The following is a 13,885-nucleotide window of genomic DNA, read 5'->3' as shown; positions in this document are numbered from 1 at the left end:
TTATATTCAGTTTGCGAAAATACAATTATCTAGTTAATAACAATACAACTAGCGTTTTATTTTACACAATTTTTTTCATTAATTAAAAAAATCACTCTTTTATTGTCAATTTAACCAATTCAATTTTCTTATTTGTGGCCTCTTCAATCACAAAATGATAGCTGTCAATCACGATTTCATCGCCCTTTTGAGGGATTTCTTTGGTAAAATTCACAATAAAGCCTCCTAATGTTCCGTAAGAATCTTCTTCAGGAATGTTCAACTTATATTCTTCATTAAGATACTCAACATCTAATCTTGTAGAGAACAAATACTTACCATCTCCCAACTCTTTTTCGATCAGTTCTTCTTCTTCAGAATCATGTTCGTCTTCAATTTCTCCAAAAAGCTCTTCGACTATATCCTCAATAGTAATTATACCTGAAGTTCCTCCATATTCATCTAAAACAACTGCTACGTTTTTTCGTTTTTTAATCAACAAATTCAAAGCATCTTTTATCAAAATAGTTTCCGGAACAAACTCAACGGTCATCAAAACTGATTTTATCGTTTTAGGCTTTTTAAACAAATCAAATGAATGCACATAACCCACAATATCATCAAGCGAATTTTGACTCACTACTATTTTAGAATAGCCTGTTTCTATAAACAACGCCTTAAGGTCCTCGATACTGTCAAATAAATCGATATCGACTATTTCTGTACGAGGTGTCATAATATCACGCGCTTTTACACCCGAAAATTCTAATGCGTTCTGAAAAATCTGAATTTCCGAATCGACTTCTTCATCGTCTTCTACAGAATTCATTTGCTCTGTAATATAATTACCCAATTCTATTTTACTAAAATACAACTGAACCTGATCGCCTTCTGTTTTGAAAAATTTCCTCAATACAAAATCCGAAATCCAGATAAAAAAAGTAGAGATATAATAAAATAGTCGATAAAACAGATAAGCCGGAATCGCAAAAAATTTGATTAGCGAGTTAGCATAAATCTGAAAAAAGACTTTTGGGAAAAATTCTGCTGTAATTAAAACTACAAAAGTCGAGATTATGGTCTGAACCAATAAACTGGTCAGATTAGAAAAATGAAACCCTAAATTGTCGATACATTTTAGAATTAAATCTCCCATAAAAAAACCGTATACTACCAGTGCTACATTGTTTCCAATAAGCATCGCAGCAATAAATTTTGAAGGATTTTCTGTGAGTTTGGTTAGGATTCGGGATAAAAAATTATCTTGTTTTTTTTCGATTTCAAGATAAATTTTATTCGAAGAAATAAAAGCTATTTCCATTCCTGAAAAAAAGGCTGATAGTATTAAACATAGTATTATAATACTAATTTCCATTTTTTATTGTTTTTTATAATGGTCGTCAAATTTCTTGGCATATTTTCTCCTGAAAAAAAACATAAAAACACTCACTCCTGCAATTATAAAGCTTAACCAAGGATTTTCACCAGGAGAATTTAGCTTTGTAACTCCATCATAAATGAAAGCAGCTGCAATTAATAAATAAAGATACTGTGTGTATTTTAAAATGCCCATAATTATAATTTTTCGTCTGATTCAAATTCACCCGTAACACGTTGTGAATTAATCACTTTAAAGTCTTTACTAAAATCGATTCCCTGACCGTAAGAAACGCCTTTAGCATCTGTAAGCTTAAATTTTCTTTCGGTATAAAACCATTCGTTTTTCTGATCAAAATACAACTGCTCCGTCTCCAGCATCTGTCCGGTTTCTGAAGTAATCTTAACCTTTCCCTGCAAATCTATTATGCCTGTGAGTTTGTATGAAACTGCATAATTGGACACTATAAAAGTACGCTTTTGTTTTTTATCGTATAAAGTAACGTCAATTCCTATTGGAAATTCTGTAAACGGAAAATCCAAATTAGAATAATCTAACATTTTAGGACTTTTCAAAACTCCGGTTATAAGTCCGGAATCTGTATATTTTATATTTACAGTATCAGCATCACTTCCCGGAACAAACTCTGAGAAGTTGATTTTTTGAACTTCTTTAAAATTACTTTCGCATCCAAAAAACAGTGTCACAGTAAAAACTGTGACAGCCGCTATGATATATCTTTTTGGTAAATTCATTTGCCAAATGTAGTAAATTGTACTAGCTTATAAAAATACAATTTTTATCCTTAATTGAATTTACTCTTCACGAACCATCTGTCGTTGAAAGAAAAACTCAAACTAAAGTTGAAATAATTCTCCTGAACTAAAGCTGCAGATGTTGTTCCTCTTTTACCAAACTCTAATCCAACGTTTACATTTGAAAAAGTTCCTCCACCAATTGGAATTCCGGCTCCTAAAGACATCCCGACATCATTGATTGATTCGTTATTCACTATTAGACCCAATTTTTCATATTTCAATCCAGCTCTGTAGGTAATTCTTTTTAAGTAACTTGTAAAAGAAGCGTAGTTAGGTATAAAATATCCACCCACTGCATATTTTTGATATTTTTCGTAACGCACATTATTACCTGCATTATAGTAATTAGCAAGCTCTCCGTTACCCTGAAAAGCAACTGTTGTACCTACTAACCATTTTCTTGCCTGACCAATACCTGCACCAATTGTAATTTTGTTTGGTAACTTTAATTTATTGTCCTGCCCTGGAACTTCATAAGGATCAGGATCTCCGTCTACCGCAATAGCTCTTGTATTATTTGAATTTAAAGTACTAGCAAACGTATAAGCCAAACTCGTAAATAAACTTAATTTTTTATCGATTTTTGTTTGATACATTGTACCAACATTAAAACTAACACCTGATAATTCAGCAGCATTAGTTTCTCTTGTACCATTTTGAACTCCTGTAGCAAGTTCTATAGAGGTAGTGGTAATTTTTCCGAAATTATATTGTGCATCAACTCCAATATTCCACTTAGGTGTAATTTTATATCCTAAACCTAAAAACACTTTATTAACTCCACCTTTTCCCTGAAGCTGAGAACTTGTTCCGTCAGTTACATTTGTCTGGTCATTTAAGATTCTATAATCAACAGAAGTTACCGGAACCAAACCAAACGCTGCACCAAATTTTCCCATTGGGATTCCTAATGCTAAATAATCAAAGGTAGATCTTTGTGATTTTGCAGATTCGTCAGTTGTTTTAAGTTTTGCACTTCCAAAAGTTCCTCCAACTGTAAAAGTAGTTTGTCTCAAACTGGCATAACTTGCCGGATTTTCAATATTCAAATGGATACTATCCTGCTCTACCGAAACTCCTGCCATAGATCTATTTTCAAGAGTTCCTTTAAATCTAACATCACCAATTCCGAAGAAAGAATAAGGAGATGCACCCTGTTGAGCAAATGAAACGAACGAGATAAGCAAACAAGCGCTTACTATAATTTTTTTAATCATTGTCGATTTTTATATTGAAATGTTTGGTTCAAACTTTCTAAAAGGAAATTTGAATTGGCAAATATGGTATTTTTTAATCGTTTAGCCAAAAAAACTGCATCACCTCCCGTTAAAATTATTATAAAATTTGAAAAGTTTGCCCGATATTCATCGATAAAACCATCAATCTCATAGACGAAGCCATTGACAACTCCGGAGTGAATAGCCTGTTTTGTTGAGTTTCCTATGTAGTTTTCAGGTGTTTCAAAAGTCAGCAAAGGCAACTTGGCGGTGTAGTTGTGCAATGCCTCGTATCGTAATCGTAAGCCCGGAGAAATTGCTCCGCCTAAATAATTATCATTTTCGTCGATAAAATCGTAGGTAATACAAGTTCCCGCATCAATAACTAACCTGTTTTGTTTTGGGAATTGCAAAGTTGCTCCTGAAGCCAAAATCATTCGGTCGATTCCTAGAGTTTTTGGCGTTGCATATTTATTTACAAAAGGAAAAACATCTTCGTGAGTTAAAAAATGAACATTTAAATCTTTTTCGAATGCCGAAAAAGATTCTTTTTCGATTTTTCCGACCGATGCAACGACCAAATCAGTGCAGTTTGAAAATTTTTTTAAAATTTTTTGAATATTTTCTTCCAGCTCATTTTTCTCAAAAACAAAATTTTCAAGAACAGTACTCTCCTCAAAAACAGCAGCTTTAATTCGAGTATTACCCACATCAATTGTTAAAATCATAATTATTTCTTTACCAATGCGAAGATACGAATTGATTTTTTTAAAAAAATGTTTTGGATAAACGAAAAATGATCCTATATTTGCACCCGCATTGAGCACAAGACGGTACCTTAGCTCAGATGGTAGAGCAATGGACTGAAAATCCATGTGTCCCTGGTTCGATCCCTGGAGGTACCACCAAAACCCGAATAGCAATATTCGGGTTTTTTGTTTTTAATACTTTCTTGATTTATTTTTTTACCGCAAAGGTCGCTAAGATTTTATTTAACGTTACGGTAAGAAAAACACAAAGTTCGCAAAGCTTTATGGTAAACTTTGCGACAAAGAATCCAATGAATCTTGCCAATATTGTGTCCCAACGGTTAAAACCGTTGGCTATGTTTGTATTGTATTAAAAAAATTCAAAAATTAATCTACATCCTTAATTCTTCTTATTTTTTTAATATAGCCCGTGATTTCAACCACGGGATGCTTGATAATACACACAAAAAAAGGTTCGCAAAGCATAAATAACTTTGCGAACCTTTGCATAAATCTTAGCGCTCTTTACGGTTAAAAAACAAAAAGATTACTGGTGAAACACAGAAACTGCCGGGAAATAATATCCTGAATAGTTTACTGATGCTGTTTTAACTCCTGAATCGGCATTAAATATATACAGGTTATTGATAGAGAAATTCACTCCAAAACCTTCATTTAATGTATTTACTACTAAAGCATTTTTCTTTCTGTCATAACCAATTCCTGCACCGTATAAGATATTTGAATTTGTTAATGTAATAAACGGCGTTGCCAATGACTCTGGAGTTCCTGTGTACTTATAAATTTGTTTACCACCGCTAAAGCTTCCGTTTTTAGCAATAAAAATATCATTTTTAGCCGCCGTTATAGATCCCGGATGCCATGCTCCCCAGCTTCCGTAAGCCTGGAAACCTAATGCAATTTCTTTTACTTCAAGTGTATTCGAATCTATACTTATAAGATTCTTACCTCCTGCTGCCCATACTTTTTTATCATCGGTAACAGCAAATCCTAAAACAATACCCGGAATAGTTTTTTCTACCACCAATGTCGCGGCATTAATAACAACAACACCTTTTGAGGCAGACAATGCAAAAATATAACCATTGGCCTTAACAATATCTCCTACCTGACCTGTAACACCATCGATTTGCCCGTCCAGCTCCATCGTATTAAGATTAAGCTTAAATATTCCTTTACCAGAAGTAAGCAACGCCTGATTTTCGTTAACACCTACTACTGCACGCCAATCGTTTCCGCCTTTGGCCGCGATTCTTTTTTCTTCTTTAAGCGAATAAGCATCAGCTACGACAACTGGTCCGCCAACTTTAGAAACTAAGAATAGTTTTTTATTAATGATAGTTCCAAATTCTAATGTAGAAGTTGCCGGTTTTAAGTCTTTATCCGGATTTACTTTTACAAAAACACTGTCTTCTATAGCTTTTGTATCATATCTATAAAATCCTAAAGTTCCTGTTCCGTGACCAAACCATCCTTCATTAACCATAAAGAAACCATTTTCATACGCTGCGTAGGCATGAATATCGTAAGTAAGAGCTACTTTTCCACCATCATTTTTGGCTGTCATTGTAAGCTTAAAATCTCCTCTTGTTTCCGGTTTAAAAATATAAACAGAATCAGATCCTACTACTTTTCCGTCTACAGCCCATTCAAACGAAACATTTTTTCTATCCGCTAATTTTGAGCTTAATTGTAATGTTTTCCCAACAGTTAAAGTGTCTTTTAATTGTAGTTCGCCTTTTATTACCGGAGGTGCTGTAAAATCGTCATCATTATTACATGAAACCGTTAACATTACTAAAGAAGCAATTGCAATTAATGGTTTGGAGAAAAATTGGTTTTTCATTATTAAATATTTAAAATTATATTACTTAAATTTTTAAATCGAAATACAATTAACCCTTGCAAAAGCCTCATAAATAAACTTTTGCAAAAGCACAATAAATTGTACAGCGACATGTTTTAATGATTTTTTTATAGGAGAAAAAGAAAATACCGCGAAGAAGAACATCCCGGAGAATGCTTTTACGATATCATATTTGCAGAAAAAAAATCTCATAAATCCATTTTTGGCTTACGAGAATAAAATAATCAGACAATACCATATCACACAATGTGAAAGTATTGTTCTTAATTCAAGCTTCAATCCCCGAAAGCTATTTATTACTATAAAAATGGCAGGTCTTCTGACTTGCTCCCTACACCCAGCCTTCCCTTTCAAATGAAAAGTGACGTATTAAAGGGTTTCAGTTAATGAGCTTACAGCTGCGGGACAGTTTCGGATTTACACCAAATTCCCTTTTAATGTCAATATTTATTCAAATACGACAACCATTTTCTGTTTTAAATTTGAGCTGCAAAACTAGTGTTTTCTTTCCTAAAAAAAGCAATAGTTCTTTATTTTTAAAGGCCTTCGCCAGATCTTCAAACTATATTTTTTTTCGAATCAACAAGCTTTGATTTACAGAATAAATGTCAAATCAACAAATAATAACCATTTGTTAAAAAAGTATCAATTAAATAAAAAATTATCTTTTATATTCGTGAAAAAATATTTAATACTTTTAATTATTACCAAGTACACAAAATTAGTTTATGAGCAAAACTTCTACAAAAGGCATCTGGAAAGTAATTTCGGCCTCATCGATGGGAACAATGATTGAATGGTATGATTTCTATATTTTTGGAAGTTTGGCCGTCGTAATTTCAACAAAATTTTTTCCGAGTGATAATCCTACCGCAGCATTTTTATCCACTTTGGCCACTTTTGCAGCCGGATTTGTAGTGCGCCCTTTCGGGGCATTATTCTTCGGAAGACTGGGAGATATTATTGGCCGTAAATATACTTTTATGGCTACTTTATTATTAATGGGAGGATCTACATTTTTAATAGGCTGTATTCCGAGTTATGAAACCATTGGCTTTATGGCGCCTTTATTAGTTTTAATTCTGCGATTATTACAAGGATTAGCCCTTGGAGGAGAATATGGCGGAGCCGCCACTTATGTTGCTGAGCATGCTCCGGTGGGACAAAAAGGATATTGGACTTCCTGGATTCAGACCACAGCAACAGTTGGTTTATTTATTTCATTAATGGTAATATTAGCTACAAAAAACATTCTTACACCTACAGATTTTGATTCCTGGGGATGGCGTGTTCCGTTTTGGGTTTCTATTGTAATGGTAGGAGTTTCCTATTTGATACGTAAAAATATGGATGAATCTCCGGTTTTTGCCAAAGCGAAAAAAGAAGGAACGACGAGTGCAAATCCACTAAAGGAAAGTTTTGGAAACCGTTATAATTTAAAATTTGTTTTGCTGGCACTTTTTGGCGCTACAATGGGGCAAGGTGTTGTCTGGTACACGGGACAGTTTTATGCCATGAGTTTTATGAAAACGGTAATGAATATCGATTCCTCACAAGTAGATGGATTACTAGGTATTGCATTATTAATAGGTACGCCATTTTTTATTTTCTTTGGATGGCTAAGTGATAAAGTAGGGCGAAAATATATTATGATGAGCGGAATGCTTTTGGCAATCTTATTCTACAGACCCATTTATAAGATGATGTACAATACGACTTCTGTAAGCTATAAAACTGAAATCGTAGAAAAAACCAGCCAAACTATTGAAACAACAAAAAATAATGACACAATAACTTCAATTTCAAAAACCTATACTGACGGAACTACGTATATCGAAAAGAAAACAGACTTTGCAGATAAAAAAGAATCTCAAAGCAATATTTCAATCAATATAAATTCGAGCGACGAGTGGACATTAATTTTCTTAGTTTTTATTCAGGTTTTATTTGTTACAATGGTTTATGGTCCAATCGCAGCTTTTTTAGTAGAAATGTTTCCTACTAAGATCAGATATACTTCAATGTCTTTGCCTTACCATGTGGGTAATGGTATTTTTGGGGGGTTACTCCCAGCTATTTCGACTTATTTTGTTACACATGCCAAATACGCGGGAAAACCTGATTTTTATCTCGACGGACTTTGGTATCCTATTATTATAGCATCAATTTGCTTTGTAATTGGAATGATTTATATCGATAATAAAAACAAAACAAATCACCTTTAATATTATACATTATGAATGCGATCAAACAAATTTTAGGTGTTTTATGGATTATACTGGCAATTGCAGCGGCATATTTTTGCATTTTCGAATTTGGCTTACCCAAACTCCTTTCAGACCAACAAGATGACTTAGTATTTGGAATTATTATCCTTTTTATTCTTACTCCTCTTATTGTTTTAGGCTTGGGAACTTTTGGTTATTTTGCCGTAATTGGAGAATACAACAACAAAGAAAAATAATCAACAAATTACTACATTAGAAAAGGGCTGTCTATATTACATAGAACAGCCCTTTTGCATTACTAACCAAACCAAAATCTTAATCTGTTAGAGATATATCTTAAATATTTATTTTTTTATAAACTTCATCACTTGTGTTTTACCGCTTTCATCCGAGGCTTTTATAATATATAAACCTGTTTGTAATTCGCTTACGCCAAATTGAAAATCGACATTCCCATTTGAAGCAAAACTTTTAACCAACTGACCGGAAATTGAATAAACCTGAACTTTGGCAACAGCAGTATTTAAAGTAAAATAGTCCAAAACCGGATTTGGATATAAATTGACAGTACTTTCTTTTTCAAAATCTTCGATTGCTAAATTTGCTGTTTTGTTACCGTAAATTCTATATTCTCCCGGAAGCAAATTTATTGGAGCGTTTATATCCGTGACATTTATAGTCGTATTATCCATTAAATTATACCAAGTTCCTGCATAAGGAAAACCTGTTACAACATTTTGAGCCGTAACATCAAAATTGGCCAGAATCAAAACATCTTTTAGTTGTGTCGAAGCTAAACCAGCATTGGTTATTTTAATATTTACCGTTAATGAATTAGAATTTGGAATTGTAGAAGTTCCTAAAAATACAGGTTCCGTTTTTTTAAGCGTAATCATTTTAGCCCAATCGTTATAAATTTTATTACGATTTGAATTTCCTATCCAATTGTTTACCCATTGAGGCTGTGGTTTTGTATCTAATTTACAATCTCCCGGAGCAGCATCTGAATCTGTATTAACCGAATTATCATTACAAGTAAAAATAGAACTCTCCCATCCTAATTCTCCAAAATGCCAAATCATTTTTGGCCCGGGAATTAACAATGAAATTGCTCCAATTGCCGACATTCTGGACAAAGCTGTATTTAAATTTTTCACATTATAAGTTCCACCAGAAGCACCATATTGTACATTTTTATACATCAAACGCTCTTCGTCATGACTTTCAGCATAACCTATTAAACGATTGGCCGCAAACCCACGATTTACACTCGACATTTTCGAGATGTTAGTTTCAGTCGCATATCCCATAGACAATTGATTGTACTCTTTTGTCATTTTCCCCCACATCATAATTCCTTTACTTGGCGTTTCAGTAATTTTATAATCTGCCCATTGTTTTTCTTCGGTTTCGGTTCCTAAATGCTCAAAAATGGTGTAATGTGTCGGATCTAAACTCCAGGAATAATCAGCATACTTCTTTAGTACATCTACTCTATCCTGGTGATAAGCATTAGTACAAGCTTCATCTGAGGCAGTACAGGCTTGTGTAAAACCCTTCGTTAAATCCCAGCGGAAACCATCAATTTTATATTCCTGAATCCATTGTTTAATTACACGTTCTACATAATATTGTGTTCTCGCCGATTGGTGATTAAAATCTTCTCCTACACTATACGTATGTTTTGCAACAGTATTAAAATAAGGATTTTCGGTTGTTGGCGCACCAAATCCATCACCGTCAGGATCGTTCATCCACATTCTGACCATCGGATTTCTGCCAAAAGCATGATTTAAGGCAACATCCAGAATAACCGCAATTCCGTTTTGATGACAAACATCAATTAATTCTTTTAATTTATCCGATGTGCCATAAAATTTATCCAAAGCCATGTGAAATGACGTATTATAACCCCAGCTTTCATTGCCCTCAAACTCCATTACAGGCATTAATTCGATAGCGTTTATTTTTAATGATTTAAAATATTCTATCTTATCTATTAAACTCTGATAATTTTTACCAGCGTCAAAATCACGAACTAAAACCTCATAAATTACCAATTTTTCCTTCTCAGGTTTTATGAAATTAGTTACTTGCCAGTTGTATGGCGTTTGTCCTGTTTTAAGAACTGTAACTTCAAAGTTTTGTCCTGCTGGATAAACTGGCATATTTGGATAAGAAGCTGCAAGAATAAAAGGATCATCATAAGGAGACAACACCAAAGTTGAATAAGGATCAGCCGTTTTTACTAAAGAAGGTGAGTTTGCAATTGGGTTCGTTTTTACCACCCAATATTGATAGGTATTATTTACACCAGAAACTAATCCGTTTAATTCTAACCAAAATTTTCCGGAAACAGGATCTTTTTTCATGGCATACGCCGATGAAGGCTGCCAATTATTAAAACTTCCGGCAACGTAAACAAAATCCTTAAAAGGTGCATCCAGGACCAAAGTTGCTTTTGTCGCATCGGCCGAATTATAATTAATTCCGTCAATCAATCCTGCCGGCATTGCCTGCGAAACTGTATTTGGATTTACTATTACCGAAAATTTCTTTACAATTGTAGTTCCTGCCTGAGTAACAGTCAGCTCATAACTCTGATTATTTGTAACACCAATATGAGAATAAGAATAGCTCGCGGTACTTGTATTTGTATTAATAACGGTTCCGTTTGCTTTTAAAGAATAACTTGCCGCACCATTTGTATTTGTTGCAGTTATATTAAAATTAGATCCCGATGCTATAATTGAAGCGCTATTTTCTACCGGAGAAGTCAATGAAACCTGAAAAGAACCAACTTCGACTAAAATATCCTGTGATTGCTTAGTCCCTGTTCCGTCTTTAGCTTTAACAAGAAAACCTATTTTTCCAATTCCGTTTCTATAAAAATATACCGATGGTGTAAATGTTTTTGTATAAGTATCGGTTGCTGAATTATACGTAAACTTACTGGCTTCATTTGATGCAGTCCAGGATCCGTTAGAAGGAGAATCCAGTTGAGTGGTATCGTTTACATCATAAGACCATGACCAAAGATATAATGCATTCCCGGTGACTCCCCAGGTACTTTCATTAATACTTGTACCATTAATAGTAATGGTAATGGGTGTAATATCTTCAAAAGTTGAAGGATTAATGGAGTAAGTTGCCGTTTGTTTTTGTGCAAAAGCAACTACTGCCATCAATAAAAATATTGATAGTAAAGTTTTTTTCATAATGTGGTTGGTTAGTTAATTTATAAAAAAAGGCTATCATAGAGACAGCCTTTCTTTTAATTATCACAAAACGTTAGTTTTTTGTAATGGTGTATTTTTTTGCAACAAAATCAACAATGATTTTATAGTTTCCTGCAACAGTAACTGGAATGTTAGCACCTCCGGCTTCTAATGTTAAATCATTACCATTATCACCATAGTTAGTGTCCCATTTATCGTCAAGTCTAAATTTGTAATCTCCAACTTTTAATGGTCCAGTGTACGAGTATGTTTTAGTGGCTAAATCATACTCTAAATTAGTATCCGGATCATCCCATCCATTAGGAGTTGCAGAACCGATAAGTCCCCAGTTGTCCCATGCAGAATATGACGTAATAGCTAGTTTAATAACATTTGAGTACTGAGCAATGCCTCGCGCACCAACATACGATTTAACACGAATGTCTGCATCTTGAGATTGAAAAGCTGTTAATCCGGCATTTACCGCTGCTGCATTAAGTTCTCCGCTTGTTACGGCTACTTTATTTGTTGTAGTTACAGAAACAACAACCACATCTTTGAAGTCTGTTCCTGATTTTGCCATTTCAACCTGATAAGTTACCGGTGTTGACTCACCTGCATATTGCGCAGCATCCCATGTAAAAGTTGCCGCTACTTTGTTAGGTTCTGCTTTATCAAGAACATAAACTGATCCTTCAGCAGGAACTGCTAATACAGCCGCTTTTGTTGGCGTTACTACAGTTAGATCATCATCTGAATCACAAGCTGTAGCTGATATAAACAACAGTGCAAATGCACTTAGTTTTAATATATTTTTCATATTTCTCGTATTAAGATGAATAACCTGGATTTTGTGTTAACTGTGGATTTGCCTGTAACGCAGTTGTAGGAATTGGGTACAAGTTGTAAGTTTCAGGAATTGCAACTCCATCTTTTACTCCACCTTTCCAAGGCCATAGGTAAGATCCTCCGGTAAATTTTCCAAATCGAATTAAATCCTGTCTTCTGTGTCCTTCAAGATTTAATTCTCTTCCTCTTTCTTTCAAAATAAAATCAAGGTTTAATTCTCCCGCATTTATTTCTCCCGCATGCGATCTTGTTCTCACTTTATTTACATATTCTAAAGCTAATCCTGCAGAACCTCCACTTGCTCCTCTTACAACACATTCAGCATACATTAAGTAAGCATCAGCCAATCTGAACAAAGGAAAATCTGTGTTTGCAAAACTTGTTGCATTCGTAGGTCCTACAAAGTTTTTGTTTGTAAATTTTACACTAGGATAACCGTCAGTCCATTTTTTATAATCATTCATTTCATAAGAATGTCCTGTAGTAAAGAATAATTTTGCTCTGTCATCCGGAGAATCAACTAAGTTTCCGTTATTAAATAATCCGTACCATGCTTTAGTAGCTCTGTGACCAGTCCAGGCATCAATAGCACCATAATTATTAGGGTTCATTGTTTCTGTACTAAGGTTTCCGTTAATGATATAAGTTGTATTACCATAACCCTGACTTACTACAGCATCTGCAATTAAAAAGTAGATGATTTCCGGCGAAGTATTATTATCTCCTGAAAATACACTTCCAAAATTTGGCGCAAGAGTATAACCACCTTCATCGATTACTTTTTTAGAATACAATAAAGCATCATCATATCTTTGAGTTCCTGTATACACTTCTGCATTTAGGTATAATTTTGCTAAAAGCATTCTTACTACATTTTTATCTGCTTTACCGTAAGATTTTGTTGCTGTAATAGTACCTTCAACTTCTTTTAATTCAGATTCTAAAAAGGCAAAAAGCTCTTTTCTTGTAGATTCTTTTTTTGGAGTCGTTGTATTAATATCAGCTTCGGTTGTAATAGCTCCTTTACCAAAACAATCTGTAAGATAGTAATAAGCCAATGCTCTTAAAAAACGCAATTCTGCAATATGATTTTCTTTGTTTGGAACATCTACTTTCGTCGTTTTTAAAATCTGAATTAAATTACTTGACTGAGATATCGTGTAATAAGCCCTATCGTATAAATATCTAAAGAATTTATTACCAGGATTCCAACCAGTTGTTGTAGTCAACTGATCTAAACCATCATCTCCCCAACGGTTTTTCATACCATCTGCAGAAAAATCTTGTAAGTTGATAATACTTCTTAAAAAAGCCGCTTCTCCAGCATCTTTTGTAGTAACATCTGAAGTACCTGGGCCGTCAGGACCTGAAAGAGCAAAAGTTCCATAAATTTTAGAAACTAAACCGTCTATCGCATTTGGATCCTGCTCTAAAAGCTTATCCAAAGTCAATTCTACTTTTGGTTCTGTATTTAAGTCATCTACACAAGCAGTGAATAAGAATAGAACTAAAGCAGCTCCTATAATCTTAAATTTAAATTGATTCATCTTTATATTTTTTT

General features: G+C 33.9%; 11 protein-coding genes, 1 tRNA gene and 1 riboswitch. Of the genes, 3 read left to right on the top strand and 9 right to left on the bottom strand.

Translation table 11 applies throughout. The features are described 5' to 3' along the window. Window positions 1–91 precede the first annotated feature (91 nt). Genes FLACOL7796_RS10960 through FLACOL7796_RS10940 form a run of 5 tightly spaced genes read right to left on the bottom strand, consistent with a single transcriptional unit; the run spans window position 92 to window position 4,120 of the window. Entirely contained in the window at window positions 92–1,354 is a 1,263-nt protein-coding gene (locus FLACOL7796_RS10960; protein WP_173970828.1) for a hemolysin family protein, read from the bottom strand. A 3-nt stretch (window positions 1,355–1,357) separates the two neighbouring features. Next, on the bottom strand, window positions 1,358–1,552 hold the full coding sequence (locus FLACOL7796_RS10955; RefSeq protein ID WP_173970827.1) for a hypothetical protein: 195 nt from the start codon (window positions 1,550–1,552) through the stop codon (window positions 1,358–1,360). A 2-nt stretch (window positions 1,553–1,554) separates the two neighbouring features. Next, a complete protein-coding gene (lptC, locus tag FLACOL7796_RS10950; RefSeq protein ID WP_173970826.1) occupies window positions 1,555–2,112 on the bottom strand; it encodes an LPS export ABC transporter periplasmic protein LptC in 558 nt (185 codons plus the stop codon). A 50-nt stretch (window positions 2,113–2,162) separates the two neighbouring features. Next, complete coding sequence (locus FLACOL7796_RS10945) at window positions 2,163–3,392, bottom strand: hypothetical protein (RefSeq protein WP_173970825.1); 1,230 nt, start codon at window positions 3,390–3,392, stop codon at window positions 2,163–2,165. After that, on the bottom strand, window positions 3,389–4,120 hold the full coding sequence (locus tag FLACOL7796_RS10940; protein WP_173970824.1) for a type III pantothenate kinase: 732 nt from the start codon (window positions 4,118–4,120) through the stop codon (window positions 3,389–3,391). Before FLACOL7796_RS10940 ends, FLACOL7796_RS10945 begins: the two co-directional genes overlap by 4 nt. 104 nt (window positions 4,121–4,224) lie before the next feature. On the opposite strand from FLACOL7796_RS10940, the gene FLACOL7796_RS10935 reads away from it, so the two are divergent. Continuing rightward, a tRNA-Phe gene (locus tag FLACOL7796_RS10935) sits at window positions 4,225–4,300 on the top strand. A 388-nt stretch (window positions 4,301–4,688) separates the two neighbouring features. Here FLACOL7796_RS10935 and FLACOL7796_RS10930 read toward each other — a convergent pair. Continuing rightward, window positions 4,689–6,008, bottom strand: coding sequence for a DUF5074 domain-containing protein (locus FLACOL7796_RS10930; protein ID WP_173970823.1), 1,320 nt, complete (start codon window positions 6,006–6,008; stop codon window positions 4,689–4,691). Between the two features lie 313 nt (window positions 6,009–6,321). Beyond that, window positions 6,322–6,513: riboswitch (cobalamin riboswitch) on the bottom strand. Between the two features lie 244 nt (window positions 6,514–6,757). Here FLACOL7796_RS10930 and FLACOL7796_RS10925 point away from each other — a divergent pair. Beyond that, window positions 6,758–8,254: an MFS transporter gene (locus tag FLACOL7796_RS10925; protein WP_173970822.1), complete on the top strand. Its 1,497-nt coding sequence runs from the start codon at window positions 6,758–6,760 to the stop codon at window positions 8,252–8,254. An 11-nt stretch (window positions 8,255–8,265) separates the two neighbouring features. Then, window positions 8,266–8,493, top strand: a complete 228-nt coding sequence (locus FLACOL7796_RS10920; protein ID WP_173970821.1) for a DUF6814 family protein — start codon at window positions 8,266–8,268, stop codon at window positions 8,491–8,493. Window positions 8,494–8,601: 108 nt separating this feature from the next. On the opposite strand, the gene FLACOL7796_RS10915 is transcribed toward FLACOL7796_RS10920, so the two are convergent. The 3 genes from FLACOL7796_RS10915 to FLACOL7796_RS10905 form a co-directional block, all read right to left on the bottom strand. Then, on the bottom strand, window positions 8,602–11,475 hold the full coding sequence (locus FLACOL7796_RS10915) for an alpha-amylase family glycosyl hydrolase (RefSeq protein WP_173970820.1): 2,874 nt from the start codon (window positions 11,473–11,475) through the stop codon (window positions 8,602–8,604). A 73-nt stretch (window positions 11,476–11,548) separates the two neighbouring features. Further along, entirely contained in the window at window positions 11,549–12,295 is a 747-nt protein-coding gene (locus FLACOL7796_RS10910; protein WP_173970819.1) for a SusE domain-containing protein, read from the bottom strand. Window positions 12,296–12,305: 10 nt separating this feature from the next. Further along, window positions 12,306–13,871 carry a RagB/SusD family nutrient uptake outer membrane protein gene (locus FLACOL7796_RS10905; protein ID WP_173970818.1) on the bottom strand — a complete coding sequence of 522 codons (1,566 nt, stop codon included), beginning with the start codon at window positions 13,869–13,871 and terminating at the stop codon, window positions 12,306–12,308. Window positions 13,872–13,885 lie beyond the last annotated feature (14 nt).

The organism is Flavobacterium bizetiae, from assembly GCF_902804475.1.
Lineage (GTDB): Bacteria > Bacteroidota > Bacteroidia > Flavobacteriales > Flavobacteriaceae > Flavobacterium > Flavobacterium bizetiae.
Note: the sequence above shows the minus strand (reverse complement) of the source record. Positions and strands in the feature narration are given on the sequence as shown.